General features: G+C 42.7%; 14 protein-coding genes. 7 read left to right on the forward strand and 7 right to left on the reverse strand.

Features of this window, described 5'->3' with window-relative positions; genetic code table 11:
* Window positions 1-59: 59 nt before the first annotated feature.
* The 5 genes from AAFH98_RS06680 to AAFH98_RS06700 all read right to left on the reverse strand — a co-directional run bounded on the left by AAFH98_RS06680 (window position 60) and on the right by AAFH98_RS06700 (window position 7,931).
* Window positions 60-2,537, reverse strand: a complete 2,478-nt coding sequence (locus AAFH98_RS06680; RefSeq protein ID WP_342521920.1) for a TonB-dependent receptor — start codon at window positions 2,535-2,537, stop codon at window positions 60-62.
* Window positions 2,534-3,937 carry an HTTM domain-containing protein gene (locus AAFH98_RS06685; RefSeq protein WP_342521921.1) on the reverse strand — a complete coding sequence of 468 codons (1,404 nt, stop codon included), beginning with the start codon at window positions 3,935-3,937 and terminating at the stop codon, window positions 2,534-2,536. Before AAFH98_RS06685 ends, AAFH98_RS06680 begins: the two co-directional genes overlap by 4 nt.
* A gap of 5 nt (window positions 3,938-3,942) precedes the next feature.
* A complete protein-coding gene (locus tag AAFH98_RS06690) occupies window positions 3,943-5,043 on the reverse strand; it encodes an imelysin family protein (RefSeq protein ID WP_342521922.1) in 1,101 nt (366 codons plus the stop codon).
* A gap of 66 nt (window positions 5,044-5,109) precedes the next feature.
* Window positions 5,110-6,288, reverse strand: coding sequence for a DUF4856 domain-containing protein (locus tag AAFH98_RS06695; protein ID WP_342521923.1), 1,179 nt, complete (start codon window positions 6,286-6,288; stop codon window positions 5,110-5,112).
* Between the two features lie 143 nt (window positions 6,289-6,431).
* Window positions 6,432-7,931 (reverse strand): hypothetical protein, encoded by a 1,500-nt coding sequence (locus AAFH98_RS06700; RefSeq protein WP_342521924.1) that lies wholly within the window; start codon window positions 7,929-7,931, stop codon window positions 6,432-6,434.
* 104 nt (window positions 7,932-8,035) lie between these two features.
* Here AAFH98_RS06700 and AAFH98_RS06705 point away from each other — a divergent pair, with 104 nt between their 5' ends.
* The 5 genes from AAFH98_RS06705 to AAFH98_RS06725 all read left to right on the forward strand — a co-directional run bounded on the left by AAFH98_RS06705 (window position 8,036) and on the right by AAFH98_RS06725 (window position 12,533).
* Entirely contained in the window at window positions 8,036-8,407 is a 372-nt protein-coding gene (locus AAFH98_RS06705; protein ID WP_342521925.1) for a carboxymuconolactone decarboxylase family protein, read from the forward strand.
* Window positions 8,408-8,483: 76 nt separating this feature from the next.
* The gene (locus AAFH98_RS06710; RefSeq protein WP_342521926.1) at window positions 8,484-9,560 is read left to right on the forward strand and encodes a BamA/TamA family outer membrane protein; all 1,077 of its coding nucleotides are present in this window, start codon (window positions 8,484-8,486) and stop codon (window positions 9,558-9,560) included.
* A 66-nt stretch (window positions 9,561-9,626) separates the two neighbouring features.
* Window positions 9,627-10,364 (forward strand): uroporphyrinogen-III synthase, encoded by a 738-nt coding sequence (locus AAFH98_RS06715; protein WP_342521927.1) that lies wholly within the window; start codon window positions 9,627-9,629, stop codon window positions 10,362-10,364.
* A 360-nt stretch (window positions 10,365-10,724) separates the two neighbouring features.
* Window positions 10,725-11,978: a hypothetical protein gene (locus AAFH98_RS06720; protein ID WP_342521928.1), complete on the forward strand. Its 1,254-nt coding sequence runs from the start codon at window positions 10,725-10,727 to the stop codon at window positions 11,976-11,978.
* A 3-nt stretch (window positions 11,979-11,981) separates the two neighbouring features.
* The gene (locus tag AAFH98_RS06725) at window positions 11,982-12,533 is read left to right on the forward strand and encodes a hypothetical protein (RefSeq protein ID WP_342521929.1); all 552 of its coding nucleotides are present in this window, start codon (window positions 11,982-11,984) and stop codon (window positions 12,531-12,533) included.
* Here AAFH98_RS06725 and AAFH98_RS06730 read toward each other — a convergent pair whose 3' ends face one another.
* Window positions 12,534-14,939, reverse strand: a complete 2,406-nt coding sequence (locus AAFH98_RS06730) for an endonuclease MutS2 (RefSeq protein ID WP_342521930.1) — start codon at window positions 14,937-14,939, stop codon at window positions 12,534-12,536.
* 215 nt (window positions 14,940-15,154) lie between these two features.
* Between AAFH98_RS06730 and AAFH98_RS06735 the strand changes: the two genes are divergently transcribed.
* Together AAFH98_RS06735 and AAFH98_RS06740 are read left to right on the forward strand one after the other, a co-directional pair.
* Window positions 15,155-15,934 (forward strand): PhzF family phenazine biosynthesis protein, encoded by a 780-nt coding sequence (locus AAFH98_RS06735; RefSeq protein ID WP_342521931.1) that lies wholly within the window; start codon window positions 15,155-15,157, stop codon window positions 15,932-15,934.
* Entirely contained in the window at window positions 15,934-16,743 is an 810-nt protein-coding gene (locus tag AAFH98_RS06740; RefSeq protein WP_342521932.1) for a sulfite exporter TauE/SafE family protein, read from the forward strand. The genes AAFH98_RS06735 and AAFH98_RS06740 overlap by 1 nt, the downstream gene beginning before the upstream one ends.
* Before the next feature lie 151 nt (window positions 16,744-16,894).
* Here AAFH98_RS06740 and ftsZ read toward each other — a convergent pair whose 3' ends face one another.
* A complete protein-coding gene (ftsZ, locus tag AAFH98_RS06745) occupies window positions 16,895-18,235 on the reverse strand; it encodes a cell division protein FtsZ (RefSeq protein WP_342521933.1) in 1,341 nt (446 codons plus the stop codon).
* Window positions 18,236-18,246 lie beyond the last annotated feature (11 nt).

Consider the following 18,246-nt stretch of genomic DNA (forward strand, 5'->3'; position numbering starts at 1 on the left):
TAGGCCCTGTCGGTTTTGGCAGGGCTTTTTTTATTGGGATAGGTTTCAGCAACATTATGTTAAATTTGAATGCCTACTGAGATATAAAAGTTGCGAACTTTGGCGGGGATAATACCCGGACCGGGATATCCTGTCGCTCGGCGCGTAAAATATTTTTCATCCATCAAATTGTTGACGCCCCCCTCAAATGTGAATCTGTTGTAACTATATTTGGCTGACAGGTCCATTACTTTGTAGGATGGAATGATACCTTCGATTGCAGTAGGAGTACGACGTGCATTGGAAGCATCCGAATAGTGTTTGGCTACATACGAGAATTGGTAAGAAACCTCGAAGCCATGTTGGGCAAAGGTAAGTCCCGTTTTAAAATTCATCGGTGGAACAAGTTCTACATCATTTCCTTCAATGCCGGGTTCATCAGAATCAGTGTACGTGGCATGGATGAGCGCAAGGTTTGTAAAAAGTGAGAGCTTGGCTTTAGGATCTCGCTCAAAAAGAGATAGTATATCAAATTCGGCAAAAGATTCTATGCCATAAATTTTCGCATCAGCAATGTTGGTTCGATATCGGAACGTACGATCGACGAGGTTGTTGAATTTTGGATTCGGTTCGGTTCGCAAAACGGTGCCGATGCGATCCTCATACGAAAGATGGAAGGCGGTTATATCATATTGAAAAAGGTCATTAACCTGTCCCCGAATGCCTAAATCGGCATTAAATCCGCGTTCATCCTGTATGTCGGGATTGACTTCTAAATTGCCCACATCTACCCGAATATCATTGAAATTCATGGCTCGGTAGTTCTGGGAAAAGTTACCGTAAATTTCGATTGACGGATTCGGACGATAACTCGATCCTATTCCAAAAAGCAGGAACGACCGTTCTCGGCTACGGTTTTCAGTAATGCGTTCATCCACTAAGGTGTTTCCGGCTAAGTCGCGAATAGTATTGCGATAATAGCCCTTAGCTTCGGTTTTGATATATTCAAATCGTAAGCCGGGTGTGATGCTGAAGTTAGGGGTGATGTTAAAAATGTTTTCTACAAAAACAGATCGGTTCTGGCTGGGTAGATCAAAATCTGAGCCAGTTAAGTTATCTGGAGAAAGGTAGTTGAATACGGGATCGCTGCCGTCGGGCCCATTACCTTGTCGACGGTGAGTATAGCCGTTATAAAAGCGAGTTCCGGCCAAAAAGACTGAGATCCCATTAAGAAAATTATAGCGGTGGATCAGGCGTGTTTCATTACCCCAATTCTGAAAATCATCTTTAAGCAAATCGCGTTCGCCGCCGGTATCCAGTCGATCAATGCGCTGAAGGTTTCCAAGCGCATCACGTCCGGCCAACAGCCCAAAAAAGCGGCTATTGATTCTCGTTTTACTGGTGAAGGTATAAGTGGCATCAAGAGCAAATACATTCCAGTTTACTTTGAACCAATTGCGCTCTCTATTTGATTGGCTGGGGTCATCCCGAAATTGGGTATCCGTTAATCCGCCGGGTTGCTGGGCCAAATAGTACATGTGGGTATATTCGGGCGTAATAGCTAAGTTTGGGCTTAGCTCGAGATCAAAGGAAGCATAAGCAGTATGTTGATCGAGTTGTGAATTGGGACGCCAGCCGTTGCTCGTTTTGTACTGGTAAAATCCATAATAGCCAACATCGCCTGTGGAGCCGCCGATGCTGTTGAATGAATTAAATAATCCAAAGGAGCCGTACGATTGATTGGTGTTGAGTTGGAAGGGTTCGTTTTCAGGCCCATCTTTGAATTTAAAGTTGAGCATTCCACCAAATTGCGTACCGTACTGTAGCGAAGCTGCTCCCCGGATAATTTCTATCCGTTTTAAAGCTTGTACAGGGGGTGTATAGTAGCTTTCAGGATATCCAAGTGCATCAGCAGCAATATCGTAACCATTTTGACGGGTATTGAAGTTTGAGTTTCGTTTTGGGCTGAGCCCACGTCCGCCAACGCTTGTTTGGATGCCGGCATCGCCACTTTGCCAAATATTGAGGCCAGGTACCTTGGCATAGACCTGACGCGTATTATTGGTGGCTTTATTGACGACCATATCATCGAGTACAAGAACCTCATTTTTTTTGCTCTCGTTGATTGTTACGCCTTCTACAGATTGCAACCGCGTGATACCATTGGTTGGAGCAGTTGCTCCCCCTACTACCACTTCAGACATGGTGCTTTCGAAGCCAACTAACTGAATATCCTGTTCTAAATCTCCGTCAGCAATTTCAATGTGTTTGGTTTTTGTACGTTTCCCTGGGAAATAGGCAATAAGCTGATATTGTCCGGGTGAAATATCAGAGATGTGATAGGTACCTTCAGCATCGGTGGTTGTTTTTACTTTGTATTCTACAGGCATTGCCCCAGTTGTATCCGGTCTACTTTCGGAAAGATAAACATTTGCCTCGGCTATGGGAGAATTGCTCTCGTCAGTTACTATGCCCGAAATATCAAAGTTTTGTGCTTGACTTGGATAGGTCGAGGCTAAAACAAAAAGTAGAAAAGTTGTTAAAATACGAACGTTCATTCCTGTAGATTTCTGAACCAATTTTGTTGATTTTCGTTAAATGGAAGTATCCATTCTTTGTGGGCGAATCCCCGTTCTTTTTTAGTAAGATTTATGTTGGGATTAACCATTGGCTGGCTACGTCGTCCATTAAGTGTCACATAACTTTCAGCTGTAACTTTGACGTCTGTTATCCCCTGTTTTTGGTATTCTTCTTCGAGAAAATGGGCAAATTGTAAAATCATATCCGGCTGGGTAGCCATCATTTTTTCCTGATTTGGAGTCAGGTAATTGTAATTCTGTACCTGCCATTGTTTGTTCGTTTTGGGATTTGTGACGGTGAAAGTGGTATGACCTGCTTTTTCCATCAGCATTACCCGCCATGAAAACCGATAGCCCTGTTCTGTCCAAAAGAGGTTGCCAGGGTACAAGGCAAATCTCAGTGGTAATAATAACTGTAGGATGAAATGGATTCCCAGAATTCCTGCAATTAGCGTGGTACCATTTTTATTAAGCTTCCATTCTTCTTTTCTGCAGGAGGATGAAGTTCTGAAATTGAAAGGAAGGTGATTGGCCAGCTTCGAAAGGGTAATAATTATTTTTTGATGGAAATCAGCTGAAAAGAAGATGAGTGTAGACAAAATCATAATAAAGGGAAACATGCCGATCTGGAACAGGGCGTACGTCATCAGGTGAAAAATGATGACGGTGAGATAAGCAAAGATTCGCGTAGGTTTCCAGAGGAGGAAAAACGCAATGGTGAGGTCATAGAGTGCGCCGGCCCAGCTAAAAATGTAGGCTGTGGAGGTATATTCCAGTAGCGATCCAATAATCGGAAGATCGGCGTTGGCGGGTAGCCAGATACGCATGGGCATGGCGTTGAGTAGCCAGTCGGGGTGCAGTTTGGCTGCTCCCGCAAAGAAGTAGACAAGTCCCAATTGTAGTTTGAAGATGTTGATCGTCCAGGCCGGTACCTTCTCTCTTTTAAGCGAAGGGTTGCGAAGGACATCCAGTGAAAAGTAACGGTTGGCGGGGACGAACGTCAGCAGAAAACTGATAATGCTGACAAAGTAGTAGTGGTTCAGGTAATTGGTTTTATCGATGAGTTCAACATAGGTGAAGGCCAGGAAGAAAAAGGTAATTCCAAGGCGGTAGTAATAACCCAACATGATGGAGATGGCAGCGAGTCCCATCCCCAAAAAAAGAAGGTACATGCCGGTTTCGCCCAGCGGGGTTACCCAATCAAAGCCATAAAAGGTGAAGAAGTAATCGGGTTTAACATAGAGCTCGTATATCCAGCCGTTGGCGGCAAAGCGGAGAACACTGACGAGCATAATGAATCCAAATAGGAAGCGAAAAACCGCCAGTGGGGCAATAGATACCTGGCCTGAAATATGTTTTTTAATCGCCTCGGGGATCATGAGTTTTAGTCGCCGTCGTTATCTTGGTAGGTGATGGTGATGCCAAGGATGGAAGTCATGTCTGCCTTTACGAGTGTTACGACTTGCTGCATCTCCTCAAAAACAGTGAGGACTGGATCCTTATTTTCTTCGATCTGCTGCGAAAGTGGATCGTTAAGTGCTTCCAAAGCAGTTTTGGTCTCATCAATTTGTGTTTGGATTTCATCCGCCAAATCACCGGCATTGAGCGCTTCAAGATTGTCATCAAGTCCACGGCTGTTGCCACCAGTAAAAATGCGTTCAACTTGTTCAAAATTGGCAACAGCTAATTCAGCAGAGTAGCCTCCATAATATGCTTCTACGGTTACAGGACGTGGGGTCCCAGCGCTGCGAACACCGGCGGGTATGCCAATTTTCCCATCACGTAAAAACCGCTCATAGTGCATAACGTAGCTGTTGATAAGCATACCCAGCGAACTTCCTACATCGGTGCCTGCGTTATCTTCACTTAAGAACATACCAATGTAATCGCCACCAGATGTTTGCCATTCGCTGGTTGCTTTGTCAACCTTACTTTTGATATAGTTGATATTTTCGAGCAGATAATCGAGACGATTCTGAGCATTGGGATCAGTAGTGTATGCGGCTAAAATCTCTTCATTGGTACCCCCTACGCCATGTAGCAAATAGTCCAGGGCAGGGAGTCCGGCTGCATCTTGGTTGCTGATCGATTCCATGGAATAGTCGCCGGATTCTATATTTTCGCTGATTTTATCCGTATCTGTGGGATAGGTGTTTAGCGAGGCTCGTAATAAAACAGACTCTGCGGGTCCAAATTGGAATGGACTTACATTTTGCCAGGCCAACCGGCTTTGTTTTAAGGTGGTCTGGAGGTTTTCTAATTGGCCTGTAGTACGTTCAGTTTTAAAATTATCTGCGGCTGTCTGCAATTCATTAACAGCGGATTGCATATCTTCAAATGCTGGCAAAATAATATTATTGCCATAATTTTCCAGCATTGCTGCACGGTCAAAGTTTGTTGTTTCATCGGGATTGGTACTGCTGCTGCATGCAACTACAAAGAAAAGTAGCAGTATTGAAAAGTAGGGCGTTTTGTGTTGTAACATAAGAGATGATGATTAAGAAAGAGCCGAATCCTGTTTTTAAGATCCGGCCCCTTATATTCTAAATGCTTACAGTTGACCTTGTACTGATTCAAGATCAGGATACGTTTCTACAAGAGTAGATTTAGCATTGTTCAAGCCTTCTGGCGTAACATTCCAGAAGTTGCCATTATCACCAAAATCAGTGTTTATGATTTGGTTAATTTGCTCAGGCGTAATTTTTTTGACTGGACTATATTTAAGTGCATTCACAAATGCCCAAGCTTCTGATAATGCATGGTGAGCTTCGCCACGATTTCCATTATTCAGGTGACCAAGTGTACTATTAATGTAATGTACAGCCGTTGCTGCCGAGAGTAACTCAAGCTCTTCATAGAGTACATTAACTTGGTTATTCAGCTCACTTTGATCGTCATTAACGATCGCAGTCCGTCCCATGATGAACGCATCCATAATGGTATCGTTAAAGCCGAGTTGAGCGTCAGAGCCGTTAGAATATTTACTCCAGAAGCGAAGCTCGTTGGAGCGATCGTCAGGCCAGTCTGATTCGAAATCAGCGGGAGCGTTAAAGTAACCGAATGCTTCATCAAAGTGGTGTTCTTTGGCGGTGTAATTAGCCCCTTCTTCGGTCTCACTGTTTTCAATATTCGGACCAATTTTTTCATCAGTGAGGTAGGCATTGAAAATTTGGTTATAAAACACAGCGCCCATTAATCCCTTTTCAACAAGCTGGGTAAATTCACGTCCCTTTTCATCTACAAGGATATCGTTGCCGCTGTCTTCTCGTTCCATAAGTCCAGCAGTGCCATTTTCATTAGCTCGAATACCGGCGCTTCCATTTTCACTGGCAGCTTCAGCATCAGCAAAAATGTTCTCAAAAAGATTATTGTCGAGATCGGGCCCAAAGGTTTTGTTTTTGAGCTGTTTTTCAGAGTCAAAAGAGAAATGTTCGCCGCCATTTCCACCGGTATTTTCAAACATATCGTTGAGTGCTTGTTCAGACAGAATTTCTCCATCATTAGCAGTAGCGATATAAGCTTTCATTTCTTCTACCATATCCAATCGATCATTTTGACCGGGATAAGCTACAGTCGACTCACCATTACGGGTGAATTCATAATTGTCTGGAGCCTGGATGGTGTTATCGTTGTCGCCGTCACTGCCGCTGATGTCACAAGAAGAAATCAGCAAAGCAATAGCCAACATGGGTACAGTTATTAGTAGTTGGGTACGATTTGAAAAGTGCATTTATCCCTAATTTTTATTTATATTAGTTCTAATTAATGGCGAAGATAAAGAACTATGTAGACTAATTCTAAATAAAAATTAGTCTTTTTTTTGATTGTTGGTGAGTCGGCTGGTGTAAGACTGACCTGAGGAAATGTTCAGAATCAATCCCTGTCTGAAAACAGATCCATAAGCTGGTTGAGAACCCCATTGCTTACAAAGGAGAGTTTTTCTTGTCGACCAAGTGAAAGGAATCGAAGGAATTTGCGGAGTTCTACAAGAATGAAGGGTGGATCAGTAACAAGCGTATCACTTTTGATGATATGGTCCCAGTCCAGTGATTGGTGAAATGTTACCCCATTGTCTTCCATGGTTTCTTTATAAAGGTATGCGATCAGCCCATATCCAATAGTTGTTGGGTGTAGGCCATCCAAGCTGAAAATCCCTCCCTTGTATAGTTTCCCGGTGTCCCGGTCGATGCGGGGATATTGAGTACTCAGGTTAGCATTGTTATCATTTTGGACGAGATGTGCAGTATTCGGGTTCCGCTTTATTGCTTCACAGAACTCATCGGGATAGGGTATGCGTTTTTTTCCTCCCAACCGGCGGTGAGCAATACCAGAGACATAGCGATTAAGGGGAACGGTGATCCATCCATATTCGTCAGCTACCTCCCGGATAATATTGTTGTATTCATCAACATGTTGATCAAGTGAAATGGCTTCCTCTTTTGTAAGATGGGGGTGTTTGTCGGGATTGAAATCAGCATCCCAAATCCAAAAGCGGGTATAGTAATCGAAATAGCCGGTATGGCCTTCACGAGATTTATCAGCATTGACTCCGCGCGAAACGGGAGGGATGGTGACATAAGGGATAGTTTGAGTGATGACACGTTCGGGGCCTACCTTACTGACTCGTTCGGCAAGTTTCCGGAACTCATGTTCAAAATGTTCTGGGCGGTATACGGTATAATCTCGTTCGGAGGGAAATTTATTTAAATCTTTTTCTTCAGAAAGTACGAATTTTAAATCAGATACGGCGCCAATTACATTGTTATGCCCCATCGATACGATGAGATTTTCTATACCACCGTGGTCTTGTAAAAATTGGATATTGTCGAGCTGGGTATGATGACTAAATTTTTTATTAAATGATGGATTTAGAACCAATCGTGCCGTTGTATACATAGCATGATCGGGTAGCATATCAAAAATTGAGAATGTCTCGGGCTGTGTTTCTATATGGTGCCGGCTGCTTTCTTCGGTTACCAGCCAAGCATCGTTCATGGCAAACCCCCACACCGATTGGTTATGATAGGGCATGTCCCGATTTTGTTGAAGGGGTTTAACTTTACCTTCCCAGTATCGTTTTACTCTTCGAAGGGTTGAGTAAAGATGGTTTAGGGCTGGCAGATATTCATTCCACTCAATCGAATCCCCAAATTCATCCGAAAGCCCACGTGCCAGTACCTCCAGGTTTAGTGGAATTCCTGCTTGGGCAGTAAAAAGAGGTTGCTCGAACGTGGCGTCCGGTTCCCAGGATTGGCGTAAAAAGTTGGGAAAGTTCAGATCGGTGCGATAGATACCACCGTTTTGAAATCCTTGGCTTATACTATCACCCAGTACAGCTAACTTATGTTTTGGGGACGATTTCTTGCGACTCACAGTATTTATAGAATCTTAGCCGACTGTTTAAAATTTTGATTAAACTTCCTGAGAATATGTGGTATTTTAACAGGTCTTTTTTCAAATAAGAATGTAGTAAAAGGATGAGCAAAATTGAAAATAACCGGTTAGAGAAATTTCGAAAAGAACGCGAAGAGGCTAACGAAAAAGTTTTTGACTTAGATCATCTTGGAATTAAACGCTTTTTCAATCTCGATAATAATACTTACAAAGACGGTGCTTTGCCTGCACAAACGAAAGAGTTGTTAGGTTTAGTAGCATCAGCCGTGATGCGATGTAATGATTGTATTGATTATCATTTGGAGGAGTGTGCTAAAAGTGGATATTCCAAAGATGAAATTGTTGATGCTATGAATGTGGCTTTAGTGGTGGGGGGCAGTATCGTAATTCCGCACTTGCGTCATGCTGTTGATACGTTGGAAATATTGGAGGAAGAAGGTCATCTACAATCATAAAACAGCCATTTTGATTCGTTACTTTTTATTCATTCTTCTTTTTTTATGTAGCCTGTCATCAGCTGTAATGGCGCAAATGATGAATCCCCAGGTGGGACAGGATTCTGTTTCAACAGCTTTGGTACCGGCCATTGGATACAGTTCGAATGAAGGTCTATTGGGTGGGCTGATTTACAGTCGTTATGATTATCGCGGCAATGTAGCTCCGTTTAACAATTTATTTGAGAGTTCGGCTATTGCGACAACTAAGGGATTTGTTGAGGTAGAAGCTACATACGAGCAAACAAAAACGTTTGGACGTGATCTTCGATCAATTGCTAATTTTTACTTTTATCGTTACACCCAAGATCAGTTTTTTGGTATAGGAAATGAGACGACTTTTAGTGATCAACAATGGGATAATGAATATTATTTTTTCCGCTCCATTGGATTTAGTTTTGATTACAGGTTTAGGAAGCCAATATATGAACAGGGTCGAAGTCAGCTGGACCTGCAATTTGGGGCAGCTACTGAATATCATATCCCATATGTGCGACAGCAGCAATCTTCATTTGTACAGGCAATGCCTGTGGGGAGCGATGGTGGCTGGACGAATAATATAAATACGGGATTGGTTTGGGAGAATCGTAATAGTGAATTTGATCCCCGTCGTGGAAATCGTTTAGAGTTGGAGTTACGGGGCGCCCCCAATTTGATCAGTAATTACGGTTTGGCAACGGCGCGATTGGAATTACGTCAGTATTTTTATCTTTTTAATTTTTTAACGGTCGCCAATCGCTTTGAAGCACGTCACGCCGAAGGCGATATTCCCTATTGGGAAATGTCAACGCTTGGAAACAAAAACACACTTCGAGGATATCCTCTCAACAGATTTAAGGGCAATACTTCGGTTGCTTACACGCTGGAATTACGTACTTGGTTGCTAAAATTTCCTGATTTTTATGGTCTCAAATTTGGCGGACAACTTTTTACTGATACGGGACGGGTATTTACCGAAACGGATGATGCCAATGATCTGTTTGAGAGATATCACCAAACGGTAGGGTTTGGCGGTGCGATGTCAATCCTAAATCCTGATTTTATACTGCGCGGAGAAATGGGTTTTTCGGAAGATGTTACCCGAATTTACATTGGCGTAGGCTATATGTTTTAAGAGATATCCTTCGCGTCTCTACGTGATACTTATTTAAGTGTAAATAAAAATTCGTATTTAGATTTTATGAGTCATTCTGTTTTACTTACCGCAGCACACGAAGACACCGAAGTGTTTCGGTCAAAGCTTGAAGAGCAACCCGTTTCGGTATTGCATTATCCGTTAGAGCGATATCAGTCGCTGGAAGACAATGGAGATATCTTGGATGCGTTGGAGAATTTAGAAGAGTATGAAAATATCGTACATGGCAGTAAGCGGAATGCACAATTCTGGATTGAGTGGTTACAGGAATTTGATAAAATAAAAGAGGCGAGAAACCAGTTGAATCTGGCACTTGATCAGCATACAGCAAGTTACCTCGAAGAACAGGGCATTCCTGCGGTACATCCACACGCTGATGGGGAGGCGATTAATCTGCTCGAATTTATGCTTCGTATAAAACGCATTGGTAAAACGTTGTATCCCTGTGGGGATAAAACCGCAGAAGACCTGCCGGCATTGCTTCGAGAGTTGGATATCGAAGTGGATGAATTGGTTTTGTTTACTTTGGAGGGGCCGGAAGAGTTGAATTTAGAAGAGTATCGCAAAGATTTTGCCGCTCATCAGCCAGAGTTCATTATTTTTCATTCTCGTCGTTCCGTTAATCGTACGTTGGCGGCCTTCCCCAATGCCAATTATGAGGATGCTATGGTAATTTCTGGGGATCAGGCGGTAACTGACAAATTAGCGACCGAAGGTATTGAAGTTGATCAACAGGCCGAAGGCAGCTGGGATTCTATTTTAGAGATTATTAAAAAGGAATGATTATTCAAGTAATAGATAAATTATTTGAAAAGTCTTTATTTCAGAAAGAGAGCAAAATAAAACTGACCAAAAGATAAAATAATGATCAGTAATTTTTGCTGGTTGTAAAAATATATTAATAGCAGAGGATAAATGTATTAATATTTTATTAATGATGATTAGTCCTAATTTGTTTATTACCATCTGCCTGCCTGTATTTTATTTGTTTTAAGTTAGGGATTTTTCAAAAATAAAGAGCGGTTTTTTTGGGGTAAATTGATGGAGAATTATAGGATGATTACAGCGAATACAAAGAGTTTGGAAAACCAGTACAACCTTTTTTCTTCTCTTTGCTTATGTAGTCAGAAAGGAAAGTTTTGGATGGGACTATTATTTATTTTTGTTGCTATTTCTTCGGCTGTGGGTGCTCAAGACCAACAGGATACGCTTGATAATAGCAGATCATCAGAGCTTAGTGTTTATATAGATTGCCAATCTTGCGATTATAATCACATACGTCGTCAAATTAAGTTTGTCAATTATGTAAGAGATCCGAAGCCGGCAGATATTCACCTCTTTATAACCTATGAAAATACAGGGAGTGGCGGTCGGCGATACGAACTGACTTTTATTGGTTATGGCGATTTCAACGGCATTAAATATACATTAAATCATGATGTAGGCCGTGAAGCTTCTGCTGATGAAAGAAGGGAGGGGTTAAATGAGGTTATAAAAATAGGGCTTGTGGGATATGTAATACAAGTTTCTGACCCATCAATGTATCAACTTGAATATCTCGGGAGTGAATCTAATCAACGTACTGACTCAGAAATAAATGATCCTTGGAATTACTGGGTATTTAGGGTTTATGCTGGAAGTCTGCGGTTAGATTTAGAGTCGAACCAAAAGGAGTTTGATTCAAGGTGGGGATTTTATGCTGATCATGTAACTGATGAGTGGAAAATCAGGTTTCGACCGTACTTTAATTATGAATATGATGAAATAGATCAGGAGGGAGAAGACGCTCCCATAACAAGTAGACGGCACAGACATGGAATTAATAGTTATGTTATCAAGAGCCTTAATGATCATTGGTCTTTAGGAGTTTTCAGTGATTATCTAACCCGAAATGATCGTAATTATCGACATCGATTTCGATTAACACCAGGGATTGAATACAATATATTTCCCTACCAACAGGCAACGCGAAAATCATTTACTTTCACGTATCGGGTAGGATATGTTTATGCTGATTATTATGAGCAGACGATTTATAAACAGTATACTGAGAATTTGTTAAATCAAGAGTTATCAGCTTCTGTTCGCATAAAACAGCCATGGGGCCAGATTCAAGGTGGAGTTGAAGGCTCTCATTATTTTCATGACTTTAGCCAACGTCGGACAGAAATGTTTGGGGATATTTCTGTTCGATTAACAGAAGGGCTCTCACTTAGTTTCTACACTCGTATTGAAATGATTCAAGATCAGCTTTCACTGCCAAAAGGTGATACATCTATTGAGGATGTACTTTTACAACAAAAAGAGTTGGCTACTGATTATTCAATTTACGGGGCTATTTCCCTTTCATATACCTTTGGTTCTGATTTTGCGAATGTTGTAAATACAAGGTTTTAAGATATGATTTTCAGGTTTGATCAATTTCCTATAGTAAGATTACGATCCATTTTTATCTTGTTATCTTTCATATTTATGACAGGTGTTTCAAATAGCTATAGCCAGTCAGTTCAAAAAGGTGATTCCGATGTAAACTATTGGGTGGAGGGCGGTCCTTCACTTACTACCTTGGGGACAGGTTTACAGGCAGGACTAATGGCTGATTATAATAACCATCTTTTTTCAATAAGTACTACAAGTACAGATTTTGACTTTGGAGCAGAGACTTGGGATATAGCCTTGATCTATGGGCGAAGTATGAGTTATCGTGCTTTTTATCTTTCTGCTGGGACGGGAGTAGCAGTAATAGGAGGAAGTGGATATTCTGATTTGCTTGGTAAAGGAACAAAAAAGTCAGTGGATACAAGTATTGGCTTTCCATTAAGAGGGCAACTTTCATGGCAACCTATATCTTTTATGGCTTTAGGAATTTATGGTTTCGCAAATGTTAATACAGAGCAGCCGTTTGGTGGAATTGGGTTTTCACTAAGGGTAGGTCAATTTGAAGGTTTGTAATCACTTAAATCTCACTATTGTACAACCGGCACCGCCTTGAGAGATTGGCGCCATCTCGTATCCCTTAACTTCATTTCGCTTATTTAGATATTCGTGCACCAACTTTTTTAGGATGCCTTCGCCTTTGCCGTGGATAATCTGCACGTCACTCCGTCCGGCTGCAACGGCATCATCAATATAACGTTGTACTTTCTTCATAGCAGCATCACCACGCATGCCTCGGATGCTGAGTTGGGGTTTTACCATTTTAAACCGACTGCCATCCTCAAAGTTCACTTTCACCTTTTGTTTTTTCGGCTTTCGATCCGAGGCATCTTCCACTTTAATGAGCTTATTGTACTTCGTTTTTACCCGCAGTCCACCTGCAGAAATAACTGCCTTATTGCCGTTTACTTCTTTGAGCTCACCCGTTGTGTTTGCATCTTTAAGACGGACAAGGTCACCAACCTTAGGCTTTTCTGAGGAATCCTGATACTGCTCTTGTTGCTCTTCTTCCAGTTCGTGTAAATCCGATTCTACCTTTTGGCGGTGGGCTTCAACTTCTTTGCGTGCCTCTTTAATGGCTTCATCATCTTTCTGGCCTTTTTCAACAATGCGCTCCACGGCTTCCTCAATTTTCCGGTTGGCGGAGTCCATAATTTCTTTGGCCTCTTTCAGTGCTTTCTCTCGAATTTCTTCTTTCTCTTTTTCAAGGGCGGAGCGCTTTTCTTCATAACGATTTCGCTCTTTCTGGGTGTGGGATTGAAGCTCGTCATATTTTTCTTTGAGCTCTTCAGCTTCTTGGGTCTTAGCTTCCAGCTCACTGATGAGCGTTTCCATATTACTTTTTGATTCGCCAAGTAACGTGCGAGCACTGGACAGCAATACACTTTGGAGATTCATCCGCTCGGCAATTTCAAAAGCATAGCTGCTACCCGGTACGCCTTTTTTAAAACGATAAGTTGGAGACAAAGTATCCTGATCAAATTCCATTGAGCCATTCACGGCGTATTCGTGATCATGGGCAAAGACTTTGAGCGATCCATGGTGCGTAGTCACTAAGGTTTTGGTATTACGCGCCATTAGAATTTCGATGAGGGATTGAAACAGCGCTCCCCCTTCCTCGGGATCAGTTCCGGCCGCGGCCTCGTCGATTAGCACCAAGCTATCCTCATCAGCATTTGCCAGCGTATGCTTCATCCATTCGAGTCGTGACGAAAAGGTGCTTAAATCATTTTCAATGGATTGGTCATCGCCCATATCAACAAAAATGCTTTCGAAGATAGGGAGCTCGGAACTGTCCCGGGCCGGAATAGCAAAGCCGGATTGAATCATCATACAGCATAGTCCCAACGTTTTAAGCGCAACCGATTTCCCACCCGCATTGGGACCCGTTATGACCAAGCATCGCTCATCTTTAGTCAATTCCATATCCAACGGTACCACTTTTTCCTGTTGGCCTTCGGAAAGGGATAAATTTTTAAGCAACAGGAGTGGGTTATATGCTTCTTTTAGATACAGGTGTGGTGTTTCTGATATTACGGGCACAAATCCATCCAACTCAATACTAAGCCGCGCTTTTGCGGAGATAACATCAAAGGTAGTAAGGGTTTCCAGGTTTTGGCGGATGGAATCGCGATTTTTGCGAACATGAGTGGTGAGCTCACGCAGAATACGATCGATCTCTTGTTTCTCTTCGGATTCCAACTCACGAATTTCGTTATTAATTTCAAGCGCATCCACCGGTTCTACATATACCGTTTGTCCTGATGAAGAGACATCATGCACAAAGCCCTTGACCTTGCGTTTGTATTCGGCCTGCACGGGAATTACCATGCGTCCGTTACGGATCGTGGCTCCCTCATCAGACGTCATTCCTTCTTTTGATAGACGTCCCATCACCCGATTAATGGTTGTGCGAAGATCGTTGCGACGCTTGTTAATTTTGTTTCGGATACTTTGGAGCTTGGGACTGGCATCACTGCGGAGCTCACCGTTTTCAGTAAGGACATCCTGTAAGGTGTCTTCCAGATCTTTTAGCGGAATGAGTCCTACTGCTATGTCTTTAAGGGTCGGGTAGTGTTCTTCACGCTGATTGATAAACGATTTTACAATTCGGGCTGTAATACTAAGTTCCAGGATTTCCACAAAAGCCTGCAGTGGAATAATGCTATTTTGGGGACGAGCCTTTTCGAGGTAATCACGGACGTCGTGCAGGTTCCGAAGAGGGAAGGCCGAGTCGTTGAGCAGCAGATCCATCATTTCCTTGGTTTGCTGCAGTCGTCGCTCAATAACATCTCGATCTGAAAATGGCATCATGGTATTGAGCTGATTACGAGCCATCTCAGATTGTGCTTTTTTGAGTGTAGCTTTTCGAATCGACTCAAATCCAATTTTATCGCTCAGGTGTTCCGGGAATAAGTGCATATTTGTTTTCTGGCTCGTGTCATCCAGTCCCGAAAGTAGTTCAGGATCAGGATCTGTAAATGTATAAGTAGATTGATAGTTTTAGATAGTTCGTAATATAAGCTTCTTGTTGCGGAAATGATGAATTTGAAAAGAGCAAAATTATTGTTAATTCCACAGAGTAAATCCCCTTGAGGGAAATTTTTGATAACTAAATGTAGATTCTTATTAATCTCATGAAATTACCCATTTACCAAGTTGATGCTTTTGCTTCGAACCCCTTCGAAGGTAATCCTGCTGCTGTTTGTCCGCTGGATGAATGGCTGACCGATGATCTGATGCAACAGATTGCCATGGAAAATAACCTTTCCGAAACAGCTTTTTTTGTTGAGCAGGATGAGGGCTATCGGCTACGGTGGTTTACGCCTACAACCGAAGTAGATTTATGTGGACATGCCACACTGGCTTCGGCGCATGTACTTTTCGAGCATCTTAATTACGATCAGAAAACGATCCGGTTTGATTCCAACAGTGGTGAACTAAACGTGCAGGAGGAAGATGATAGACTGGTAATGAATTTTCCGACGGCTCAACTAAATAAAGCCGAAACACCATCATTTTTAGAGAAAGCAGTAGGTATTTCTGCCAATGAGCTCTATCGGGATACTGATTATTTGTATGTGGTTGATAATGAAGAACAAGTTCGAAGTTTAGATCCTGATATCCGAGCGTTGGCTAAAGCCGATGTGCGTGGTATTATTGTTACGGCTCCAAGCGACGAATACGATTTTGTATCTCGTTTTTTTGCCCCGGCGGCTGGCGTTGATGAAGATCCGGTGACGGGCTCGGCGCATACCATGTTGACACCTTATTGGAGTAAAAGGCTTGATAGAGAAACGTTGGTCGGCCGACAAGTTTCTAAAAGAGGGGGCACAGTATATTGTCATCATAAAGAAAGTAGGGTGGAAATAGCCGGAGAAACCTGTACTGTAATGCAAGGAGAGTTCAGTATCTGATGGAAATAGTAATCCTTTTATTATTGGGCGTTGTTGCAGGAATAGTAGCCGGACTTTTTGGGTTAGGGGGTGGGATTCTTTTTACCCCTATTCTGTTTATCGTATTTAATGATGCGGGTATAGAAAATCCGGTGGTCTTAACGATTGGAAGTTCGCTTTTCTGTACGTTTATTGCCGCTTTTGGGAGTTCGGTCCGACAATTTCAGCAGCAGAATTTTTACTGGTGGGATGGCATCAAAGTAGGACTCATGGGAGCCGGAGGTGTGTATCTGGGTAAGTTGGTGATCACATCTCCATATTATAGCCAGCAGGAGTTCGTTATCTTTTTTAGTCTGTTGTTAATTTACGTGGCATATATGTTTTATCGGCGGGGTTCGAGATCGCAAAATGATCTTGAGCAAAATGATGATGAAATGACGTTGCCACAGTCTTTGGTAACAGGTGGTCTCGGTGGATTTGTTGCAGCCCTGGCCGGTATTGGTGGCGGTGGCGTAATGGTGCCATTGATGAATCTTCTGTTCAAAAAAAACTTCGCCCGCTCGGTTAGTATCTCTTCATTGGCTATCGTATTAATTTCACTATCAGGATGGATACAGCTTGGATTGACAGGCAATGATATTGGTACGCTTTCCTCATTCCACTGGGGTTATGTAGATTTTGGAGCGGCATTTCCATTGGCTGTTGGAGGTCTGTTGGGAGGTTTTCTGGGAGCTTTATTCAATCTGAAAATAAATCGCCGTTATTTGCAATATGCTTTTTCCCTTTTGGCGGTTGCGATGGCTTTAAAATTGATTGTTGAAGTTTTTTAGACAGAATAAAAAAAAGGAGTCCCGATCAAAGGACTCCTTTCATAATTTATAGCAATCAAAATCCCAGAGTAAAGGGATTGGAATGAGTTCAACTAACGTTGGTCATTCCGTTATGTACATAGCAATCTAAACCGGATAGTAATCAGCGGTCTTAATCCATGATTTTGCGCAGGAATGCCGGTTGATCGGAATCGGTTTTGTCGATTCGTTCACGGCGATTATTGAGCAACTCATTGCTTTTTTCCTGCTCGTCCTGCATTTCATTTTGGTTCTTGTTTTGTTGCTCTTCATCCTTATTCATTGGGCTTACATTTTTAAGTCCACGACGATGGAACGCCGGTTGATCCATCTGCTTAAGGTTCTTTTCACCTTTATAAAATGGTTCATTGGTAGCAGAGTAACGGCTGTGTCCCGTAACGTCACTGGCCTTGGGCATATCTAAATCATCAGATTTTGCCTCTTTCTTCTGTTGGTTCTTTTGCGAATTTGGAGCAACCCGTGCTTCCTTACTGCTTTCAGCCAGATCGAACCCCGTGGCAATAACAGTAACGCGGAGTTCACCATCGAAGCTCTCATCAAGTACAGTACCCAGAATGATCTCGGCATTTTCGCCGGCCTCTTGCTGGATGATACTCGTGGCTGTATTGGTTTCTTTCATTCCGAGATCGGCACCCGATGAAATATTGACCAGCACATTGCGCGCCCCATTAATGCTAACCCCATCTAACAGGGGAGAATTAATAGCTTCGCGCGCTGCAATTTCAGCTCGGTCTTCTCCTGTAGCATTGGCTGCACCCATGATAGCAGCTCCACCATCGAGCATGGTTGTGCGTACATCAGCAAAGTCAAGGTTGATAAGACCAGGCATCAGGATGAGATCCGAGATACCACGTGTCGCATTATAGAGCACTTGGTTGGCCTGTTCAAAAGCCTCCAAGAGCGTCGTATCTTCATCCGCAATATCCATCAGGCGTTCATTGGGGATGACAATTACGGTGTCACTGTTTTTCTTGAGTTCCGTAATGCCTTCAAGGGCATACTTCATTCGCTTGGGCCCTTCACAATCGAAAGGCGTAGTCACAATTCCAACCGTCAAAATGCCTTTGCGTTTGGCAATACCTGATACAACGGGAGCGCCCCCTGTTCCGGTACCACCGCCCATTCCAGCCGTAACGAAGACCATATCCGCGCCTTCGATCGCTTCTTCAATTTCGTGTCGATTTTCTTCCACGGCTTCTCTGCCAATCTCAGGACGTGCTCCGGCGCCAAGTCCATTCGTGAGGTTTGCTCCCACTTGGATGGTCAGATCTGCCATGCTGTTTTTTAGTGCCTGTGCATCGGTGTTAAGAGCGATGTACTCCACACTGGTCAGGCCTTTCTCGATCATGTTGTTAACGGCATTGCCTCCGCCGCCTCCAACACCTATCACTTTTATTTTCGCATTGTCTTGACCGTCGATGTCAAAACTAAAACGAGAGTTTAGGTTAGACATAATATTTACTC

This window comes from Fodinibius sp. Rm-B-1B1-1 (assembly GCF_038594945.1).
GTDB lineage: Bacteria > Bacteroidota > Rhodothermia > Balneolales > Balneolaceae > Fodinibius > Fodinibius alkaliphilus.

What these genes read in the sequence shown, in the direction of transcription:
- AAFH98_RS06690 (WP_342521922.1), bottom strand. Translation starts at nt 5,043, where the DNA reads ATGTTACAACACAAAACGCCCTACTTTTCAATACTGCTACTTTTCTTT.
- AAFH98_RS06720 (WP_342521928.1), top strand. Translation starts at nt 10,725, where the DNA reads ATGGGACTATTATTTATTTTTGTTGCTATTTCTTCGGCTGTGGGTGCT.
- AAFH98_RS06705 (WP_342521925.1), top strand. Translation starts at nt 8,036, where the DNA reads ATGAGCAAAATTGAAAATAACCGGTTAGAGAAATTTCGAAAAGAACGC.
- AAFH98_RS06715 (WP_342521927.1), top strand. Translation starts at nt 9,627, where the DNA reads ATGAGTCATTCTGTTTTACTTACCGCAGCACACGAAGACACCGAAGTG.
- AAFH98_RS06680 (WP_342521920.1), bottom strand. Translation starts at nt 2,537, where the DNA reads ATGAACGTTCGTATTTTAACAACTTTTCTACTTTTTGTTTTAGCCTCG.
- AAFH98_RS06740 (WP_342521932.1), top strand. Translation starts at nt 15,934, where the DNA reads ATGGAAATAGTAATCCTTTTATTATTGGGCGTTGTTGCAGGAATAGTA.
- AAFH98_RS06725 (WP_342521929.1), top strand. Translation starts at nt 11,982, where the DNA reads ATGATTTTCAGGTTTGATCAATTTCCTATAGTAAGATTACGATCCATT.
- AAFH98_RS06730 (WP_342521930.1), bottom strand. Translation starts at nt 14,939, where the DNA reads ATGCACTTATTCCCGGAACACCTGAGCGATAAAATTGGATTTGAGTCG.
- AAFH98_RS06685 (WP_342521921.1), bottom strand. Translation starts at nt 3,937, where the DNA reads ATGATCCCCGAGGCGATTAAAAAACATATTTCAGGCCAGGTATCTATT.
- AAFH98_RS06695 (WP_342521923.1), bottom strand. Translation starts at nt 6,288, where the DNA reads ATGCACTTTTCAAATCGTACCCAACTACTAATAACTGTACCCATGTTG.
- AAFH98_RS06710 (WP_342521926.1), top strand. Translation starts at nt 8,484, where the DNA reads ATGATGAATCCCCAGGTGGGACAGGATTCTGTTTCAACAGCTTTGGTA.
- ftsZ (WP_342521933.1), bottom strand. Translation starts at nt 18,235, where the DNA reads ATGTCTAACCTAAACTCTCGTTTTAGTTTTGACATCGACGGTCAAGAC.
- AAFH98_RS06735 (WP_342521931.1), top strand. Translation starts at nt 15,155, where the DNA reads ATGAAATTACCCATTTACCAAGTTGATGCTTTTGCTTCGAACCCCTTC.